At 69.5% G+C, this 18553-nt stretch carries 18 protein-coding genes; 2 read left to right on the top strand and 16 right to left on the bottom strand.

Annotation, left to right across the window (positions count from 1 at the left end; translation table 11 throughout):
- Positions 1-9 precede the first annotated feature (9 nt).
- Genes ACUYTF_RS13240 through ACUYTF_RS13215 form a run of 6 tightly spaced genes read right to left on the bottom strand, consistent with a single transcriptional unit; the run spans position 10 to position 5710 of the window.
- Entirely contained in the window at positions 10-1644 is a 1635-nt protein-coding gene (locus ACUYTF_RS13240; RefSeq protein WP_449279947.1) for an AAA family ATPase, read from the bottom strand.
- Positions 1641-2528, bottom strand: coding sequence for a hypothetical protein (locus ACUYTF_RS13235; RefSeq protein ID WP_449279946.1), 888 nt, complete (start codon positions 2526-2528; stop codon positions 1641-1643). Before ACUYTF_RS13235 ends, ACUYTF_RS13240 begins: the two co-directional genes overlap by 4 nt.
- Complete coding sequence (locus ACUYTF_RS13230) at positions 2525-3349, bottom strand: hypothetical protein (protein ID WP_449279945.1); 825 nt, start codon at positions 3347-3349, stop codon at positions 2525-2527. The genes ACUYTF_RS13235 and ACUYTF_RS13230 overlap by 4 nt, the downstream gene beginning before the upstream one ends.
- On the bottom strand, positions 3346-4185 hold the full coding sequence (locus tag ACUYTF_RS13225; protein WP_449279944.1) for a hypothetical protein: 840 nt from the start codon (positions 4183-4185) through the stop codon (positions 3346-3348). Before ACUYTF_RS13225 ends, ACUYTF_RS13230 begins: the two co-directional genes overlap by 4 nt.
- Entirely contained in the window at positions 4182-5069 is an 888-nt protein-coding gene (locus tag ACUYTF_RS13220; protein WP_449279943.1) for a hypothetical protein, read from the bottom strand. Before ACUYTF_RS13220 ends, ACUYTF_RS13225 begins: the two co-directional genes overlap by 4 nt.
- Complete coding sequence (locus tag ACUYTF_RS13215; RefSeq protein ID WP_449279942.1) at positions 5069-5710, bottom strand: hypothetical protein; 642 nt, start codon at positions 5708-5710, stop codon at positions 5069-5071. Before ACUYTF_RS13215 ends, ACUYTF_RS13220 begins: the two co-directional genes overlap by 1 nt.
- A gap of 86 nt (positions 5711-5796) precedes the next feature.
- Here ACUYTF_RS13215 and ACUYTF_RS13210 point away from each other — a divergent pair, with 86 nt between their 5' ends.
- Complete coding sequence (locus tag ACUYTF_RS13210) at positions 5797-6687, top strand: acyl-CoA thioesterase (protein WP_449279941.1); 891 nt, start codon at positions 5797-5799, stop codon at positions 6685-6687.
- A 64-nt stretch (positions 6688-6751) separates the two neighbouring features.
- Here the strand turns inward: ACUYTF_RS13210 and ACUYTF_RS13205 are convergent, their stop codons facing one another.
- The 3 genes from ACUYTF_RS13205 to ACUYTF_RS13195 all read right to left on the bottom strand — a co-directional run bounded on the left by ACUYTF_RS13205 (position 6752) and on the right by ACUYTF_RS13195 (position 9544).
- The gene (locus ACUYTF_RS13205) at positions 6752-7219 is read right to left on the bottom strand and encodes an acyl-CoA thioesterase (protein ID WP_449279940.1); all 468 of its coding nucleotides are present in this window, start codon (positions 7217-7219) and stop codon (positions 6752-6754) included.
- Between the two features lie 98 nt (positions 7220-7317).
- A complete protein-coding gene (ettA, locus tag ACUYTF_RS13200) occupies positions 7318-8997 on the bottom strand; it encodes an energy-dependent translational throttle protein EttA (protein ID WP_449279939.1) in 1680 nt (559 codons plus the stop codon).
- Positions 8998-9055: 58 nt separating this feature from the next.
- A complete protein-coding gene (locus ACUYTF_RS13195; RefSeq protein WP_449279938.1) occupies positions 9056-9544 on the bottom strand; it encodes a DUF6993 domain-containing protein in 489 nt (162 codons plus the stop codon).
- Between the two features lie 220 nt (positions 9545-9764).
- Here ACUYTF_RS13195 and ssb point away from each other — a divergent pair, with 220 nt between their 5' ends.
- Entirely contained in the window at positions 9765-10334 is a 570-nt protein-coding gene (gene ssb, locus ACUYTF_RS13190; RefSeq protein WP_449279937.1) for a single-stranded DNA-binding protein, read from the top strand.
- A 22-nt stretch (positions 10335-10356) separates the two neighbouring features.
- Here the strand turns inward: ssb and msrA are convergent, their stop codons facing one another.
- From msrA to ACUYTF_RS13155, 7 genes are all read right to left on the bottom strand, one after another.
- Positions 10357-10878 (bottom strand): peptide-methionine (S)-S-oxide reductase MsrA, encoded by a 522-nt coding sequence (msrA, locus tag ACUYTF_RS13185; protein WP_449279936.1) that lies wholly within the window; start codon positions 10876-10878, stop codon positions 10357-10359.
- Positions 10875-11732, bottom strand: coding sequence for an ammonia-dependent NAD(+) synthetase (gene nadE / locus ACUYTF_RS13180; RefSeq protein WP_449279935.1), 858 nt, complete (start codon positions 11730-11732; stop codon positions 10875-10877). The genes msrA and nadE overlap by 4 nt, the downstream gene beginning before the upstream one ends.
- A 46-nt stretch (positions 11733-11778) precedes the next feature.
- Complete coding sequence (gene dnaE, locus ACUYTF_RS13175; protein ID WP_449279934.1) at positions 11779-15348, bottom strand: DNA polymerase III subunit alpha; 3570 nt, start codon at positions 15346-15348, stop codon at positions 11779-11781.
- Between the two features lie 87 nt (positions 15349-15435).
- Complete coding sequence (locus ACUYTF_RS13170) at positions 15436-16047, bottom strand: hypothetical protein (protein ID WP_449279933.1); 612 nt, start codon at positions 16045-16047, stop codon at positions 15436-15438.
- 5 nt (positions 16048-16052) lie between these two features.
- Positions 16053-16685: a hypothetical protein gene (locus ACUYTF_RS13165; protein ID WP_449279932.1), complete on the bottom strand. Its 633-nt coding sequence runs from the start codon at positions 16683-16685 to the stop codon at positions 16053-16055.
- A 52-nt stretch (positions 16686-16737) separates the two neighbouring features.
- Positions 16738-18051 carry a hypothetical protein gene (locus tag ACUYTF_RS13160; protein ID WP_449279931.1) on the bottom strand — a complete coding sequence of 438 codons (1314 nt, stop codon included), beginning with the start codon at positions 18049-18051 and terminating at the stop codon, positions 16738-16740.
- Between the two features lie 32 nt (positions 18052-18083).
- The gene (locus ACUYTF_RS13155) at positions 18084-18491 is read right to left on the bottom strand and encodes a hypothetical protein (RefSeq protein ID WP_449279930.1); all 408 of its coding nucleotides are present in this window, start codon (positions 18489-18491) and stop codon (positions 18084-18086) included.
- Positions 18492-18553 lie beyond the last annotated feature (62 nt).

Below are 18553 nucleotides of genomic sequence, written 5' to 3'. Positions count from 1 at the left end.
GCGGGCGGTTCAGTAGTCGACCGTGCGGCCGCCGCGGCGGCCGGCGATGCGTTCTCCCGCGGCGTCGACTGCGGCGGCGACCGCCGTCGAGGCGTCGAGGTGTTCGCTTCCGGTGGCGCCGACGGCGCGCTTCTCGGCCCAGTCGCGCAGGCGCGCGATCTCTTCGGCCTGGGTCACCGAGAGCGGCACCATGGTGGCGATGGCGTGCAGCAGCCCGTCGAGTTCGACGGGGCGGCCGCTGCCGAAGCCGTCGTAGAGCGCTGCGGCGACGGCCTGCTCGATCTCGGCGCCCGAGAGCTCGTCGCTCTCGGCGACGAGGCGGGCGATCGCGCTGTCGGTTTCGGCGATCGCGACGAGGCCGTTGGCGGGCGAAGCGTGCGAGCGCAGCTGGATGCGCCAGATCGCATCGCGTTCGGTCGCGGTCGGCAGGTCGACGAAGAAGATCTCGTCGAAGCGGCCCTTGCGCAGGAACTCGGGAGGGAGCGACGCGATCGTGTTCGCGGTCGCGACGACGAACACCGGTTTCTGCTTCTCCTGCAGCCAGGTCAGGAAGGTGCCGAAGACGCGGGCGGAGGTGCCGGAGTCGCCCTGGCCGGTCACGTTCGAGAAGCCCTTCTCGATCTCGTCGACCCAGAGCACGCTCGGCGCGACGGCCTCGGCGACGGCGATGGCATTGCGCAGGTTTTGCTCGCTCGAGCCGACGAGTCCCGAGAAGACGCGGCCGATGTCGAGGCGGAGCAGCGGCAGGCCCCACGAGGCGGCTGTGGCCTTCGCGGTGAGGGACTTGCCGCAGCCGGGCACGCCGGTGATGAGCACGCCCTTCGGCGCCGGCAGCCCGTAGGCCCGGGCCCCGTCGAGCCACGATCCCTCGCGGCGCGACAGCCAGCGCTTCAGGTTGTCGAGGCCGCCCACGTCGTCGAGGTCGATGCCGGCGTCGACGAAGTCGAGCAGGCCCGAGCGTCGCACGACCTGGCTCTTCTCGTCGAGGATGACCTTCACGTCGTCGGGGCCGAGGGCGCCGTCGTTCACCATCGCCCGGGCGAAGGCGTTCTCGGCCTCCGCCATCGAGAGCCCGAGGGCGGCGTTCACGAGCTGCTCGCGCACGCCGTCGTCGGCGCCGCCCGTGTCGATGCGGCCGCGGCCGCTCGAGTTGTTGTCGATCATGAGGTCGAGCAGTTCGCGGATCTCGGCGGCGGCGGGGAGCGGGAATCGGAACGCGTGCGCGACTTCGTCGAGTTCGGGCGGGATGCTGTTCGCGGGCGAGACGAGCACGAGCATGCGCGAGGCCTCGCCGTGGCGGAAGTCCATGGCGGTCTCGCGGGTCTGCCGCACGATGGTCGGGTCGCCCGGCCGGGTCTCGCTGCCGAGGTAGGGCTGCAGATCGCAGAAGACGAACACGCCGTGCTCGGCCACTCCTGCGGCGTGCTCGAGGGCGCGACCGGGAGCAGCGGTGTTCGGCGCGGCCTTGCCGTCGGGGCCGACGAGCCCGGTCGACGAGCTCCACACCCAGACCTGGCGCGGGTTGCGCTGGGCGGCGGCGCCCGCGGCGATGGCTTCGAGCGCGCGCACCTCTTCGCCGGTCTCGAGCGCGACGAGGGGCAGGCGCGCCTTCAGCGCCTCATCGAACTGCTTCTCGAATGTCATGCGCCGCCCTCATTCCGGTCATCCGTACCCGTACCCGTACCCGTACCCGTACCCGTACCCGTACCCGTACCCGTACCACCGTAACGGTTCCGGTGCTCCTCATCCTGCAGCCGCAGCGACCAGGCATCGTCGGGCCGGGCCGTGGCGATGACGACGACCGCCCCGCCCGGGCCGGGGTCGGGCCACGAGACCGTGCGCTCGCCGCGCCCCTCGGGAAACTCGACGACGGTCTCGGCGCCTGCCCCGAACACCCTGATCTCGTTGCCCTCGCCGGGAGCGAGCGTCGCACGGGCGACGGTGGCATCGCCGCGGTAGCGGAACGCGGAGGGCCCCGATCCCTGGATGTCGCCGCTGCGCTCGGGCAGCCGGGCCTCGGCGATCTCGAGCTCCCAGCGGCGGGTCGTGCTGGGGGCGACCCACAGCTCGGCGGTCGCGGCTGCAGGGATCAGGTAGTTCTCGTCGCGGAAGAGGCGCAGGTTCACGGGGTCGTCCCCGGGTTCGCCGGGGGTCTCGGTGCCCGTGAACACCCAGGCGCGGGTCGGCCGCAGCAGCTCGTTCGGCGAGGCGATACGCAGCGGTTCGCCCGGCGTCAGCCCGTCGAGCCGGATGCGGGCGGCTCCGGAGGCGTGCCAGACGCCCGCCTCGAGCACGGCGTCCGGCGCGCCTGCGCCCTCCCACGGCATCCCGTCGGGCAGTGCGACGTCGGGGTCGGCCGACCATTCGGGCTGCTGCACGATGATCTCGTCGGTGGCGGGGTCGACCCAGATCGCAGGGGCCGCGGCGAGCGCGAGCACGAGCACGCCGGCGCCCGCGACGAACCACATGATGCGCGAGAAGCGGGCGACTCTGCCGGCCGCCGATTCGGGCCGCGGATCCCCGGTCACGGCTGCTCCTCCTCGGCTGCGATTCCCACCGGCTCGACCGGGAAGACGCAGGAGGGTCCGGCGTCGCCCGCCGCGGAGCCGTGCTCGTCGAAGACCAGGCTCCACTCGGTGCTCCAGTCGGCGCGCCCCTCGGCGATGACGAACACGGCGTACGGGGTGTCGTCCCAGGCGACCGACATGTCGTACGGCCCCTGGTAGGGGTACTCGGTGCCGAGGTAGTCGGTGCCGAGCTCTGTCGTGACCGTCGAGTAGGTGAGCTGGTCGTCGGCGACGAAGCGCGCCGAGGTCGCGTCGCCCCGGTACACGAACACCGCGCCGCCCGATCCCTCGACGCGGCCTCCGCAGTCGGGCAGCTCGGGGGCCGTCACCGTCACCGACCACGGCCCGGTCTCGTCGCGGTAGCTCCAGAGGTCGATATCCGACCTCCACGGCACCAGATAGTGGTACGAGTGGTAGTGGCTGAGGTCGATGCGGTCGCCCGTCGGCGCTGGGGCGCCTCCGGGCGCCGTGGCGACGAGCGGCAGATAGCGACCGTCTTCGCGCACGGGGTCGATCTGCAGGGGGCGGGAGGTGTCGAGGTCTCTGAGATCGATCAGGGCCGCGTCCGCTCCGACCCAGGTGTCGCCATTGCGCTCGGCGACCGCGGGGTCGGCGCGCTCCCACGGCCACCCGTCGAAACCGCCGCCGTACGGCGGCTGCGAGCCCCCGAGCAGTGGGAAGACGAACGGCAGCACGAGCAGCATGACACCAGCCGCGGCGAGCGAGAAAGCGCGCGAGAAGCCGCGGATGCGGGCTCGGGCCGGGTCTGCGGTGGAACTCATTCGTTCACCGTGGCGGTCCATTCGCCCTCGCCGGTATCCGATTCGATGACGAAGAGCACGCTGCCCGGCGCATCCCACGAGACGCGCTGCACGAAGTCGTCGGCTCCGACGACGGGGTCGAGCGAGCGCTCGCCCGGCACGAACATGCGCACGTTGAGGATGCCGGTGCCCGTGTGCTCGAGCTTCGCGCTCAGCCCCTCGCCGCGGTACTCGAGCACGGCGTTGCCGCTCCCCGTGACCGAGCCGTCGAGCGGCGTCGCATCCACTTCCTCCGCGCGGATGCTCCAGTCGCCGAGCTCGCCGGTGAACCAGACCTGGGTGCGCTCGTCCGTCGGCACGACGTAGAGCACCGAATCGTCGTCGTCCTCGAGCGGACCGACCTGCGCGATGCCGTCGGCCCGCTCCCACGGGTCCGCTTGCTCGCCGGTGCCCGACTCGTCGTCGCCAGGACGGTCGGCGAAGAAGTCGTCGCGGCCCTGGTAGACGGTCACCCAGGAGCCGCCGTACTGCGGAGTCACGTTCTCGATCGATTCAGCGGTGAGGCGCAGCGGTTTCGAACCGGGCTCGAGCGTGAAGTAGCCGCCCTCCGCTCCCCCGGCGATGACGCCGTCGACGAGTTCGAGTTCGACGGGGTCGTCGTGCAGCCACGGGCGGTCGTATTCCGCCTCGCCGGTCCAGCCCTGATCGACGACGAAGACGCGCCCCGAACCCGGGTCGAAGCCGATGCCCGGCATGAGCACGATGCCGACGATCGCGACCGCCGCGATACCGGCGCCCCAGGTGAGGCGCGAGAAGCGGCGCAGCCGGGCCTCTGCCGGGTGATCGGCGCCGCTCATCCCGCGGCCCCGCCCGCTGCATCGCCCTCGTCCGCAGACGCCGGTTCCTGAGGCGCCTCGGTCCCGGCCGCGGTCCCGTTCGCGGTCTCGGACTGCTCGCTCTCGTGGAATTTGATGGTCCACGGGGTCTCGGAGCCGTACGCCTCGACGATGAACACGGACGACGGCGAATCGGGCCACGCGATCGTGCGGTCGCGCTGCTCGTGGCTGTCGAAGAGGTCTGCGCGCCCCGCCGCGGTCACCTGCTCGATGCGCACCGTGCTGGAGCCGCGGGCGCTCGCCCGTGCCGAGGTCGCGTCGCCCGTGTAGAGGAAGGAGGCGGAGCCCACGCCGCTCACGGTGCCGCCGCGGGTCTCCATGTCGTCGTCGACCGTGACGCGCAGCCGCCACGGCGCATCGTCGTAGGTGCCGACCCACAGTTCGATGCTCGCGGCGCCGGGAATCGCGTAGTAGGGCGCCGAGATCAGGTCGACGTCGACCGGCCGATCCGAGAACGGCAGCGGCTTCGCGTCCGGGCCGGTGAGCGAGACGTCCAGATACGGGCTGTCGGCCTCGAACTCGTCGAGTTGCTCGATCAGCAGCGGCCATTCGGGGTCGAGGCCGTCGAGGCGGATGACCGCCTGACCGGCACCCGAGTACACGCCGTCGTCGAGTTCGGCGGCGCGCGGGTCGGGGTTCTCCCACGGGGAGCTGTAGTCGTCATCGGTCACGACGCGCTGCGTCTGACCGCCCGCCGATCCCTCGGGCAGCGTCAGCACCCCGAAGACCACCGCCGCGGCCGCGAGCAGCACGCCGACCACGACCGAGAACACCCGGATGCGGCGCTGCGAGGCCACGACGGCCTCACCCGCCGTGAGGCGCTCCCCGCGATGCGAGCCGCTCATCAGCCGCGCCCCCGCACGAGCACGCTGCCGCGCGCCGTCGTCAAGCGGGTCCACGAGCGCGAGGTCGCAAGACGCACCGGCTCATCGCCGAGAAACCCCATCGCCTCAGCCGCGAACGCCGCCCCCGCGGGTACGCCATCGGCGACCGGGGCGCCCCACACCTCCGAGCGCACCCGATGCACGACCGGATCGCCCGGCTGCTCGGGCAGCGCCGCCGCAACACGCGCGATGCCCTCGGAAGCGACCGCGCGCAGCGAAGCCGCGTCGAGCGCCCCCGCCGCCGACCACCCCGACATCGGGGGCAGCACCCCGGCCCACGCCGCGAACGCGGGCGCATCGGGCAGCTCCAGCTCGCGGCCCGCGATGCCGAGCCGTGCCAGCCGGTCGAGCAGCGCGCGCCCCGGCACCGTCGCATCGACCGCGGCGCCGGGCTCCTCCGCGAGACCGAAGGCCCGCATCACCAGCACGACCTGCAGCGCATCGAGCAGGCCGCGCGGCGCCTGCGTGCACCCGAACACCGCGAGCGCCCGGCCGCGCGACACCAGACGCACCTCGGGTTCGCCCATCCGCAGCAGCCGCTGCAGGAAGATCTTCAGGTCGTCGCGGGTCGCGGCATCGGCGAGCACAAGAGGGGCGGACATCGCAATCAGCCTACCGCGCGGCGACGGCGGGGCCAGTAGGGTGGATGAGGAGGGGCCGCGTCGCGCGGCCCACCGAGGGAGGCACTATGACCGAAGCACCGGACCTCGTCTCGATGCTCTCCGTGATCGACTCGGGAGCGCGCACCCGGTACGACGTGCTCACCGGGCCGGCGCTGCCCACCCCGCACGGCCGCGCCTTCGGCGGCCAGGTCATGGGTCAGGCGCTCGCCGCCGCCGCGACGACGGTGCCCGAGGAGCGACGTCTGCACTCGATGCACGGCTACTTCCTGCGGCCCGGCGACAGCGAGACGCGCATGACCTTCGAGGTGTCGCGGCTGTACGACGGCCGTTCGTTCTCGACTCGGCGCACGCAGGCCTTCCAGGAGGGCGCGCCGCTGATGTCGATGATCGCGTCGTACCAGGTCGCCGACACGGGCGTCGAGCATCAGGACGCAATCGACATGTCGACGGTGCCCGAGCCCGAGGGCCTGCCGAGCGTGTGGGAGAAGTACGGTCACCTCGCCGACGGCGGGCGCGCCTCGTGGGTGCTGAACCGCCCCTTCGACTTCCGCTACGTCGAATCCGACATCATCCTGTCGGTCGCCGAGCGCACGAGCCGCCAGCGGGTGTGGATGCGCTCGCGCGACACCCTGCCCGACGACTACGCGCTGCACACGGCCGCGCTGGCGTTCGCGAGCGACTACCTGCTGCTCGAACCCGTGCTGCGCCGCCACGGAGTCCCGTGGGCGACTCCCGGCTTCCGCGGGGCGAGCCTCGACCACGCCATGTGGTTCCACCGCCCCTTCCGCGTCGACGAGTGGCTGCTCTACGAGCTCGAATCGCCGACCGCGCAGGGTGCTCGGGGCCTCACCCACGGCCGCTTCTACGATGCGCGGGGCACGCTCGTCGCGAGCGTCGCGCAGGAGTCGATGGTGCACTTGCCCGGCGATGGCGGCGACGCCGGGGGCGAGGGGTAGCGCCGCTCGCCCGGCGGCACCCGGTACAGGGATCGGCGATCCCTCGCCCCGCCCGCCGGGTTCGCTAGGCGCGCCGCAGCCGCAGCGGCTCGTCCATCCACGGCTCGATCGCTGCTCGGCCCTCGTCCGAGATGCGCGTGATCTCGAGCGTGCTGCCGTCGACCATCACCACGGTCGTCACGGCGCGCGCGACGACCGTGCGCTCGGCGGCCGCGCCGTCGAGGATCTCGTAGTGGATCTCGAGGCTCGAACCGCCGAGCCCCCCGATCCACAGCTCGACCGTGATCGGCCGCGCCGAATAGGCGAGCACGCGCAAGAACTCGATCTGCTGGCTCGCGACGAGCATCTTCGGCGAACCGGGCTCGCGCTCGTTGAAGTACGCGTCCATCCCCGTACGCTCATGGCCCGCATCGAGCCAGAAGGTGCGCGCGCGGGCCTCTTCGACGAACCGGGCGAACGCCACGTTGTTGACGTGGCCGTACGCGTCCTGATCGCCCCAGCGCAGCTCGATCTCGACGCTCGTGCGGGCCATACGGTGCTCCAATCGCCCTTACCGGGCAGGGGTCTCCGAAACCGGCCTGCGGGCAGGCCGGGGAGCGATCGGGCGAAGCCGCGGCTTCGCCCCTGCGATCAGTCCCTCGTCAGCTTGCGGTAGGTCACGCGCGAGGGCTTCGCGGCCTCGGCGCCCAGGCGCTCGACCTTGTTCGCCTCGTACGCCTCGAAGTTGCCCTCGAACCAGTACCAGTTCGACGGGTTCTCGTCGGTGCCCTCGTAGGCGAGGATGTGGGTGGCGATGCGGTCGAGGAACCAGCGGTCGTGCGTGATGACGACGGCGCAGCCGGGGAACTCGAGCAGCGCGTTCTCGAGCGACTGCAGGGTCTCGACGTCGAGGTCGTTCGTGGGCTCATCGAGCAGCAGCAGGTTGCCGCCCTGCTTCAGCGTGAGCGCGAGGTTCAGACGGTTGCGCTCACCGCCCGAGAGCACGCCGGCCTTCTTCTGCTGGTCGGGCCCCTTGAACCCGAACTTCGACACGTAGGCGCGCGACGGGATCTCGGTCTTGCCGACCATGATGATGTCGAGCCCCTCCGACACGACCTCCCAGAGGTTCTTGTCGGGGTCGATGTTGGCGCGGTTCTGGTCGACGTAGCTGATCTTCACGGTCTCGCCGACCTTCAGATCGCCGCCGTCGAGCGGCTCGAGACCCACGATCGTCTTGAAGAGCGTGGTCTTGCCGACGCCGTTCGGGCCGATGACGCCGACGATGCCGTTCGGCGGCAGCGAGAACGACAGCCCGTCGATGAGCGTGCGACCGTCGAAGCCCTTGACGAGATCCTTCGCCTCGATGACCACGTTGCCGAGGCGCGGGCCCGCGGGGATCTGGATCTCCTCGAAGTCGAGCTTCCGAGTGCGCTCGGCCTCCGCCGCCATCTCCTCGTAGCGGGCGAGACGCGCCTTCGACTTCGTCTGGCGGCCCTTCGCGCTGGAGCGGACCCACTCGAGCTCCTCCTTGAGGCGCTTCTGCAGCTTCTGGTCCTTCTTGCCCTGCACCTCGAGGCGCGCGGCCTTCTGCTCGAGGTAAGTCGAGTAGTTGCCCTCGTAGCCGATGAGGCGGCCGCGGTCGACCTCGGCGATCCATTCGGCGACGTTATCGAGGAAGTACCGGTCGTGCGTGATCGCGATGACGGCGCCGGGGTACTTCTGGAGGTGCTGCTCAAGCCAGAGCACGCTCTCGGCGTCCAGGTGGTTCGTGGGCTCGTCGAGCAGCAGCAGGTCGGGCTTCTGGAGCAGCAGCTTCGCGAGCGCGACGCGGCGCTTCTCGCCGCCCGAGAGGTGCTGGATCTCGGCGTCCCCGGGCGGGGTGCGCAGCGCGTCCATGGCCTGCTCGAGCTGGTTGTCGAGGTCCCAGCCGTCTGCCGCGTCGATCTCTTCCTGCAGCGTGCCCATCTCGGCGAGCAGCGCGTCGAAGTCGGCGTCGGGCTCGGCCATCAGCGCCGAGATCTCGTTGAAGCGGTCGAGCTTGCCCTTGATCGCAACGCCGTCCTGGATGTTCTCGAGCACCGTCTTCGACTCGTCGAGCTCGGGCTCCTGCATCAGGATGCCGACGGTGTAGCCGGGCGCGAGCGCGGCCTCGCCGTTCGAAGGCGTGTCGAGGCCCGCCATGATCTTCAGGATCGTCGACTTGCCGGCGCCGTTCGGGCCGACCATGCCGATCTTCGCGCCGGGCAGGAACGCCATGGTCACGTCGTCGAGAATGAGTTTTTCGCCGACCGCCTTGCGGGCGCGGACCATCTGGTAAATGTACTCAGCCATGGTTCCCAAGCCTACCAATGTTCCGCTGGCCGCTCGATGCGGTGCGGCGCGAGCGGCATCACCAGTCGATGGGTCGCGTATTCCCGATCAGACATATGTCGGCGTTCGGGCCGACCGCGGGCTCCACGACCGCGACGGTGCTGCGGTCGCCGGCGACCACCTGGCCGATGAGGCACTCGGCGCCGATGCGCACCGAGACGTAGATGCTGTCGGCCTCGAGATTCGTCTTCGTCCGGTCGTAGGTGACCTGCATCGCGGCGCGGTCGAAGCCGGCGGCGGTCACGGCGTTCACGATGGGCTCCCCCATCACCGGCTCGGCTCCGGCGCCGTATCCGCGCAGCACCTCCGTGAAGTACGGCAGGTTGTCCTGCGCCGTGCCCTCGGGGAAGAACTGCGGCGCCTCGGCCGGTGCCGCGGGGGCCTCGCGCTTCGGCGTCTCGGGCGTCGGCCCTTCGAGCAGCGCGCAGCCCGAGAGCAGCCCGGCCACCGCGCTGAGCGCGACGAGGGGGCCGACCAGACGGGCGCGGAGGCGGGGGGTCGTGAGCACGAACGCTATGTTACCGGGCGGCCATCGCACCTTCCTCCACAATTGCCGATTGCCGGACTCTCGCGGCGAGATCTCCACAATCGCGGTTCTGCCGTGGCGGATGGCGCCCGCGCGGCCGAAGCTGGTGACGAGGAGCGCGGCGAACCCGGCACGGCGCGCCGCGCCCCTCGCCCGAACCCAGAATCACGAGACCCGAGAGCAACCGACCGAGGAGCCCATCATGTCGAACCAGATCACCGTCGTCGGCACCATCGCCACCGACCCGAAGCGCATCACCACCAGCACTGCCGCGAAGTTCTGCAGTTTCCGGCTCGCGAGCAACGAACGCCGCTACGACCGCGAGAAGAACGAGTGGACGGACGGGCCGACCAACTGGTTCACCGTGCTCGCCTTCCGCAGCCTCGGCGAGCACGCGATGCACTCGTTCGCGAAGGGCGATCGCGTTGTGCTCTCGGGCCGGCTGCGCGTGCGCAACTGGGAGAAGAACGAGAGATCGGGCACCTCCGTCGAGATCGACGCGGACGCGCTCGGCCACGACCTGCGCTGGGGGACGTCGCGGTTCACGAGGACGACCGACGCCGGCGCAGCCCCCGCGCCGGCGGGCGAAGGCGCCGAGCGGCGCGAGCACTTGGCCGACCCCGCGCCCGCGGCGGGCGATGGTGCCGGGTCGAACGGTGGCGCGGGCGACGCCGACGGCGATCACGGCTCCGGCACCGAGCAGAACGGCTTCGCAGACCCGAACGCGGGCATCGGCGGATTCGCGCAGACCGCACGGGCCGAGGCCGCATGAGTAGCGGCTGCGCGGGCGGCCTCTATTTCAGGTATTCCGCGAAGCGCGCCCGCACCTTGTTGGCCTTCGGCACGGCGACGGCGAGGCAGTAGCCCTGCGTCGGGTTCTTCGCGAAGAAATCCTGATGGTACTCCTCGGCCGGGTACAGCTCGCCGAGCGGTTCGATGGTCGTCACGAGCGGCGCGCTGAACCACTCCGAAGCGCGCTCGATGGCGGCCTCGAACTGCGCGCGCTGCGCGGCATCGGCCGGGAACATCGCGGAGCGGTACTGCGTACCCACGTCGCCCCCCTGGCGGTTCAGCTGGGTCGGGTCGTGCATGGTGAAGAAGGCATCGAGAATGACCTCCGCAGGGATCACGGCCTCGTCGAAGGTGACCGCTACGGCCTCGGCGTGGCCGGTCGCGCCGGTGCACACCGCCTCGTAGCTCGGGTGCGGCACACTGCCGCCCGTATACGCGGAGAGCACCTCCGTCACTCCGTCGAGCGGCCGGTACGCGGCGTCGAGGCACCAGAAGCAGCCCCCGGCGAGCACGAAAGTCGTCATGAGCGCTCCCCCTGTCCGTGAGTGTTCGCGTCGCGCCAGAAATCGTCGTCGGGCCCGACCGGCTGGCGCCGCTTGTGCGCGCTCATGCGGAAGCGGCGCTCGAGGTTGGCGGAGGCCGCCTCCGAGACCTCTTCCCCGCTGAGATACGCATCGATCTCGGGATAGCTCACCCCGAGACTCGCCTCATCGCTCTGGCCGGGCTCGCCGTCGAGCAGATCCGCCGTCGGCACCTTCTCCCAGAGCCGGTCGGGGGCGCCGAGCCCGCGCAGGAGCGCGGCGCCCTGCGACTTGTTGAGCCCCGCGAGCGGCACGACGTCGGCGGCGCCGTCGCCGAACTTCGTGAAGAAGCCGGTGATGGCCTCGGCGGCATGATCGGTGCCGAGCACGAGCAGCGCACGGTCGCCCGCGATCGCGTACTGCGCGACCATTCTCACGCGCGCCTTCACATTGCCCTTGTTGAAATCGGTGACGGGCTCCCCCATCGCCGCAGAGACCTGCTCCGCGAGCGCATCGACGCCGGGAGCGATATCGACGGCGACCACGCGGTCGGCGCCGATGAACGAGAGCGCGAGCTGCGCGTCGTCCTCGTCGCGCTGCGTGCCGTAGGGCAGCCGCACCGCGACGAACTCCGCCTCCCGGCCTTCGGCGCGCAGGCGCTCGACCGCGAGCTGTGCGAGGCGCCCGGCGAGCGACGAATCCTGGCCGCCCGAGATGCCGAGCACGTAGCCGCGCACCCCGGGGATCGATCGGGCGTAGTCGGCGAGGAAGGCGACGCGGCGCTCGATCTCCTCCGACACGTCGATCTCGGGCTTCGAACCGAGTTCTTCGATGATCCGCTGCTGCATCTCGCTCACGCCCCCAGCCTACTCCGGCCTCCCGGCCCCGGCATTCGACAAGCGCTCAGGCGAGCACTTCTTCGACGGACAGCAGGCAGCGCGGCCCGAGCATGCCCTTCAGCTCGCCGAACAGGTCTGCCGAGATGCGCACCTGCTCGCGCAGCTCGAATATGCGCACGGCGTGCGGCGTGATGAGGCTCAGGTGCACCTCGCTCTCCCCCGGATGGCGCTTCAACGTGGAGCGCAGCTCCTCCATCAGGGGTTCGGTGGCCCGCGATTCCGAGATCGTGAGCTCGAGCGTCGCGATGTCGTCCTGCGCCCCCACGTCGATGGGGCGCACGCCGTACGCATGCATCGACATGCCATCGTCGCGCGCATTCATCTTGCCGCGCAGCGCCACGATCGCGTCGGACTGGAGCAGGCTGCCGAACTCCTGGTACGACTTGCCCATGAAGAGCGCCTGCACCTCGCCGGTGAAGTCTTCGAGGGTCACCATGCCGTAGAGGTTGCCCGATTTCGCGGTACGGTGCTGCACGCTGGTGAGCAGACCCGCGAGGGTGACGATCTCGCCGTCGAGGTTCGGGCTGGCCTCCGTGTTCGTCGCCTGTTCGACCGATACCGACGCCTCCTTCGCGAGCACGCTCTCGAGTCCGCGCAGCGGGTGGTCCGACACGTAGAGGCCGAGCATCTCGCGTTCGAACGCCAGCTTGTCCTTCTTCGTCCACTCCGGCCGGTCCGGTACCTGCGACACCGCCTCGGCGGATTCGCCCGATGCCTCGGCCGCCTCGGCGAAGAGGCTGTCGAAATCGAACCCGACGTCGCCCTTCTCCTCGGCCCGCTTCTCCTTCACGACGCTTTCGATCGACTGCTCGTGGATCTCGACGAGCGCCCGGCGCGTGCCGCCGAGGCCGTCGAATGCGCCCGCCTTGATGAGCGACTCCACGGTGCGCTTGTTCAGCGCCGTGAGCGGCACCTTCTTGAGGAAATCGTGGAAGGACTCGAATCGGCCCTGGCCCTCGCGCGCCTCGCGGATCGCCTCGACGACGTGCGCGCCGACGTTGCGCACCGCGCCGAGACCGAAGCGGATATCGCTGCCGACCGCCGAGAAGTTCACGAACGATTCGTTCACGGCGGGCGGCAGCACCTTGATGCCCATACGGCGGCACTCGTTGAGGTACAGCGCGAGCTTGTCCTTCGAATCGCCGACGCTCGTGAGCAGGGCGGCCATGTACTCGGCCGGGTAGTGCTCCTTCAAGTAGGCGGTCCAGTAGCTCACGACGCCGTACGCCGCAGAGTGCGCTTTATTGAACGCGTAGTCCGAGAACGGCAGCAGGATGTCCCACAGCGCCTTGATCGCGGCCTCCGAGTAGCCGCGCTCCTTCATGCCGCCCGAGAATCCCTCGTACTGCTTGTCGAGCTCGGACTTCTTCTTCTTGCCCATGGCGCGGCGCAGAATATCGGCCTGGCCGAGCGAGAAGCCCGCCACCTTCTGCGCGATCGACATCACCTGCTCCTGATAGATGATGAGGCCGTAGGTGGTGTTGAGGATCTCCTTCAGCGGTTCCTCGAGCTCCGGGTGGATCGGCGTGATCTCCTGCAGCCCGTTCTTGCGCAGCGCGTAGTTCGTGTGGGAGTCGGCGCCCATGGGGCCGGGGCGGTAGAGCGCGAGAACGGCCGAGATGTCCTCGAAGTTGTCGGGCTTCATCAGCCTGAGCAGGCCGCGCATCGGCCCGCCGTCGAGCTGGAAGACGCCGAGCGTATCGCCGCGGGCGAGCAGCTCGTACGAGGCAGGGTCGTCGAGGGCGAGATGCTCGAGATCGAGCGTCTCGCCGCGGTTCAGCTCGATGTTCTCGAGCGCGTCCGAGATGATCGTGAGGTTGCGCAGCCCGAGGAAGTCCATCTTGATGAGGCCGAGGCCCTCGCAGGTCGGGTAGTCGAACTGCGTGACGATCTGCCCGTCCTGCTCCCGCTTCTGCAGCGGGATGATGTCGATCAGCGGGTCGCTCGACATGATGACGCCGGCGGCGTGCACGCCCCACTGGCGCTTCAGGCCCTCGAGGCCGAGCGCAGTCTCGTACACCTGCTTCGCCTCCGAGTCGACCTCGAGCACGGCGCGGAACTCGGAGGCCTCCTTGTAGCGCGGGTGCTTCGGGTCGGTGATGCCCGAGAGCGGGATGTCCTTCGCCATCACCGCGGGCGGCATCGCCTTCGTCAGCTTCTCGCCCATGCCGAACGGGAAGCCGAGCACGCGCGAGGCGTCCTTCAACGCCTGCTTCGACTTGATCGTGCCGTAGGTGACGATCTGCGCGACGCGCGCGTCGCCGTACTTCTCGGTGACGTAATGGATCACCTCGGAGCGGCGGCGATCATCGAAGTCGACATCGAAGTCGGGCATGGAGACGCGGTCGGGGTTCAGGAAGCGCTCGAAGATGAGGCCGTGCTGCAACGGGTCGAGGTCGGTGATGCGCATGGCGTAGGCGACCATCGACCCCGCGCCCGAGCCGCGGCCGGGGCCGACGCGGATGCCGTTGTCCTTCGACCAGTTGATGAAGTCGGCCACGACGAGGAAGTAGCCGGGGAAGCCCATCTGGATGATGATGCCGATCTCGTACTCGGCCTGCTTGCGCACCGCGTCGGGGATGCCGTTCGGGTAGCGGTAGTGCAGCCCCTTCTCGACCTCCTTCACGAACCAGCTGTCTTCGCTCTCCCCCTCAGGCACCGGGAAGCGGGGCATGTAGTTGGCGGAGGTGTTGAACTCGACGGAGCACCGCTCGGCGATCGCGAGCGTGTTGTCGCAGGCCTCGGGGAGGTCGCGGAAGATGTGCCGCATCTCGGCGGCGGACTTCAGATAGTAGCCGGAGCCGCTGAACTGGAAGCGGTTCGGGTCGTCGAGCCGCGATCCCGACTGCACGCACAGGAGCGCCGAATGCGCCTCCGCGTCCTGCTCGTGCACGTAGTGGAGGTCGTTCGTCGCGACGAGCGGAATGCCGAGATCCTTCGCGATCTTCAAGAGGTCGGTCTTCACGCGGCGCTCGATCTCGAGGCCGTGGTCCATCAGTTCGCAGAAGAAGTTCTCCTTGCCGAACAGATCCTGGAACTCGGCCGCCGCCTGGCGCGCCTCGTTGTACTGCCCGAGCCGCAGGCGGGTATGGATCTCGCCCGACGGGCAGCCCGTCGTGGCGATGAGGCCCTTCGAATAGGTCTGCAGCAGCTCGCGGTCCATGCGCGGCTTGAAGTAGTAGCCCTCCATCGAGGCGTAGCTCGAGAGGCGGAAGAGGTTGTGCATGCCCTCGGTCGATTCCGAGAGCATCGTCATGTGCGTGTACGCGCCGGCGCCCGACACGTCATCGCCGCCGCCGTCGCCCCAGCGCACGCGCGTCTTGTCGCTGCGATGCGTGCCGGGCGTGAGGTAGGCCTCGATACCGATGATCGGGTTCAGGCCGCGATCCCTGCCCTGCTTCCAGAAATCGAAGGCGCCGAAAGTGTTGCCGTGATCGGTCACCGCGATCGCGTTCATACCCTGGCCGGCGACCGCGTCCATGAGCTGGCCGACGCGAGCCGCGCCGTCGAGCATCGAGTACTCGCTGTGCACGTGCAGATGCACGAACCCGTCTTTTTCGGACACCCGAACCATCCCTCCATCGACGCCCTCCAGGGTACCGCGCCCGACCGGGAGATGCCGCCGCGTCGCTCCGGCTCGGGCGTCGCGCCCGGCGATGCCCTACCCGGCCGGTTCCGCGCCCCTCGGATCGTCCTCCGCGGCGATCCCGAAGGAGATCGCGAGGCGGGTCGCGTCTTCGTGCAGCTCCGCCATCTTCGCTTCGTACTCGTCCCGGTCGGCGATCGCCTCCTGCCAGAAGTACGCCTGCACGGTCACGAGCACCGGCCCCAGCCGGCTCAGCGACTCGAGGGAGTCCTGGGTGGCCTCCCCCGGTTCGGCGCATGTCACGAATACGACGTCGCCGATCGACTGGCACTCGTCGTCCTGCATCGCCGACATCACCGCGGCGGCATCCTGCGAGCTGCTCCTCTCAGCGATCGAGACTTCGACGCGATGCGACGACCCGTACGAGAACGTGCACCCGACCGACGAGAGCGCGTCGCCGTACGTGTCGCCCGACGAGACGTCGATCTGCCACTCGAGTCCCTCCGAGTAGGGTCGCACGAGCGTGTCGAGCAGCTCCGCGTCGACTCCCCTGCACACGGTCAGCGGCTTGCTCCAATCGGCTTCCACGCCGCCACTCGCGCGCGTCGGCCCGTCCGACCCGCCGCCGGCGCATCCGCTCAGCAGCATTGCGGCGGCCACGGCGATCCCTATGAGAGCTTTTCTCATCCTGCTCAATCCCCCTGCATCTCGACCGGCGGGTCCGCCATGAGCTTCTTCAGCGTGCCGTCTTCCCAGCTGTCGACCATCAGCCGCGCGAGCGGATCGGTCGTGGCCTCGAGGCTGTCGAAGGGACCGGTGATCGACAGCACGGTCCGATCGGAGAGCGTCACGATGACCTCGTTGAAGTCCGTGCGGAGCTCGGCTCCGCGGTAGTCCTCGGCCTCGCTGCTCCGGCGCTCCAGGTCCTCTGAACTGACCACGAGCTCGACATCGATATCGGCGTCGATGATGTCGCCGTATCTGAGGTCGGTCGCGTAGCCGGTGCCGCCGCATTCGAGCGTCGTCCGGCTCCCCTCCACCGAGTACTGCTCGGAGCCGTACGGGTCGATCACGATCTGGTCCGTGAGAATCGGATCGTCCAGCGCGTACAACTGCTCCGCCATGAGCCGCAGCGGTTCTTCGCTCGCATTCGCGCTGGCGAAGATCCACGCGCAGAGGGGGAACTCCTGGCTCTCGACCCTGCTCAGCACGTCGTCGTCGCTGATGCCTCCCAACGAGAGACCGGGCACGCCGCCCGAGCATCCGGTGGTCGCGAGCAGCGCGGCGAGCGCTGCGGCGCCGACGAGCTTCGATGTCCGAGCCATAGTGTTCGGCCTTCCTGTTCGTGTGTACGGGTATTCATGCAGCCGTCAGGGATCATCTGGTGGTCTGCGGGATGTCCGCGAGTTCGATACCGCCCGCGGGGTCTCGGTAGATACCGGTGACGCTGAGACCGCTGTACGGGTCGACATCGCCTATGAGCACCCAGGTCTCTCCCGCGGCGAGCGGAATGTTGCGGGCGCCACCGGGCTCGTCGGTGCGCGCGGGCGCGAGCGGATCCTGGGCTCCGGTGCGGATGTCGACGATGTCGAGGCCGTCGCCGCCCCAGAACCACAGGCGCTGGTCGAACGTCCCGAGCAGCTCGACCTCGCCGAGCCTCTCGAGCTCCGCCGCCGGCACCTCGAACACGATTTCGCCGGTGTCGAGGTCGATGACGTGCAGCCCGCCAGGGGTCGACATGCCGTTCTCCGTCCTCGTGCCGACGATGGCCGAGAGCAGACCGGTGACGGGGTCGAACACCATCTCGCCCAGAGGCCCCGGCACCCGCTGCTCGCCGGTCGCCGCATCGAAGATGCCGTCTTCCCCGTACCAGGTGAAGAAGTCGCCGGTGCTCGGCAGCCGCATGACGTCGCGGTCGCTGTGCTCGGCGGTCGAGCGCTCCCATTTCACAGCCCCGTCGCGCAGGCCGAGGCCTTGATAGTTCTGACCGCATTTGATCACGTAGGTGCCGTCGGCACCAATCACCGAGTCGTTGGCGTAGAAGCGGCCATCGCAGGCGCGTTGCCAGAGCAGTTCGCCCATTTCGAGGTCGATCGCCAGGTACAGATCCTGATCCGTATCCTCATCATGCGCGTCGAGCACGGCCACGCCCCCGAACAGCGAGGTCGACCCCATGTACCCGCGCTCGGGCCCGGGCACCTCGACTTCATGGGTCATGGTGCCGGAGTCGTCGTAGCTGCGCGCCACGAAGACTGACGCGCCCGCCTGCAGGCCGGATGAGCGCTTGCGCTCGAGCGAAGCGGCGATCAGAGCGGAGTCAAACGATGCATCCTGCTGCACGCCGATCGAGCGTCCGTTGATCTCGCGGTCCGGGTCGTTCGGAGGCGTCACTACCCCGGGCATCTCGCTCTCCGCACCGAGGACCGTCGTGCTCACGCCATCTTCGTCGAAGGCGACCGTGCGCGGGCCGAATCGCAGTTCGGCGGGCTGCAGGTAGCCGACGACCCATTCATGGGTTCGGAGTTCGTCGAGCCGCCCGTCGAAGCCCTGCGGCTCGGCTTCGACTTCGGAGGCCGCCGGGCGTTCCGCCGGTTTCGCCGGCGGCTCCGCTGCTTCCAGCTCGGACGGTGCGGCGCATGCGGTGAGCAGCAGCGCCTCGATCGCGAGCAGCGATGCTCCGATCGCCGCCACAGGCTTCCTTCGCCGGCCTCTCCGTCCGGCGGTCATGGGTTTGCGGCCCGCTGCATGACTGCCTCCGCCATCGCAAGCATGTCACTCTGAGCGGCGGCGATCTCCGGATCCGCGTACACGCGGATCATGGCGTTCCCTGCGCTCCCATTCACACGAAGCTCGTCGGGGGCAGTGGCGCAACCGCCGAGCGATTCGAACACTTCGGAAGAGAGCACCTCCGCGGTGCCCGATTCCTCGAATTGGGCGCAGTACTCGGATGCGTCGTACGAGTCGCCGTGAACGATCTGGATCTGCATGCTCGGGCCGCCGTGAGCGGCTTCCCAGCCCCAGAAGCAGTCTTCGGTCCCGTCACCGTATTCGAGCAGTTCGGGCTCGAGCACCAGCCCGTCCAGATATTCGGAGACCAAGCTCTCGATCTCGCCGCATCCCGAGAAGATCAATTCGCCCTCATCGAAGCGAGGGGCTGGTCCGTTCGCCGACTCAAGTTCCCCGGTGTGTTCGA

This window comes from Leucobacter sp. GX0328, assembly GCF_053567315.1.
Note: the sequence above shows the minus strand (reverse complement) of the source record. Positions and strands in the feature narration are given on the sequence as shown.

Coding starts and splice junctions, on each gene's coding strand:
- ACUYTF_RS13240 (WP_449279947.1), bottom strand. CDS start 1,644: ATGACATTCGAGAAGCAGTTCGATGAGGCGCTGAAGGCGCGCCTGCCC.
- ACUYTF_RS13230 (WP_449279945.1), bottom strand. CDS start 3,349: ATGAGTTCCACCGCAGACCCGGCCCGAGCCCGCATCCGCGGCTTCTCG.
- ACUYTF_RS13225 (WP_449279944.1), bottom strand. CDS start 4,185: ATGAGCGGCGCCGATCACCCGGCAGAGGCCCGGCTGCGCCGCTTCTCG.
- ACUYTF_RS13220 (WP_449279943.1), bottom strand. CDS start 5,069: ATGAGCGGCTCGCATCGCGGGGAGCGCCTCACGGCGGGTGAGGCCGTC.
- ACUYTF_RS13215 (WP_449279942.1), bottom strand. CDS start 5,710: ATGTCCGCCCCTCTTGTGCTCGCCGATGCCGCGACCCGCGACGACCTG.
- ACUYTF_RS13210 (WP_449279941.1), top strand. CDS start 5,797: ATGACCGAAGCACCGGACCTCGTCTCGATGCTCTCCGTGATCGACTCG.
- ACUYTF_RS13205 (WP_449279940.1), bottom strand. CDS start 7,219: ATGGCCCGCACGAGCGTCGAGATCGAGCTGCGCTGGGGCGATCAGGAC.
- ettA (WP_449279939.1), bottom strand. CDS start 8,997: ATGGCTGAGTACATTTACCAGATGGTCCGCGCCCGCAAGGCGGTCGGC.
- ssb (WP_449279937.1), top strand. CDS start 9,765: ATGTCGAACCAGATCACCGTCGTCGGCACCATCGCCACCGACCCGAAG.
- msrA (WP_449279936.1), bottom strand. CDS start 10,878: ATGACGACTTTCGTGCTCGCCGGGGGCTGCTTCTGGTGCCTCGACGCC.
- dnaE (WP_449279934.1), bottom strand. CDS start 15,348: ATGGTTCGGGTGTCCGAAAAAGACGGGTTCGTGCATCTGCACGTGCAC.
- ACUYTF_RS13170 (WP_449279933.1), bottom strand. CDS start 16,047: ATGAGAAAAGCTCTCATAGGGATCGCCGTGGCCGCCGCAATGCTGCTG.
- ACUYTF_RS13165 (WP_449279932.1), bottom strand. CDS start 16,685: ATGGCTCGGACATCGAAGCTCGTCGGCGCCGCAGCGCTCGCCGCGCTG.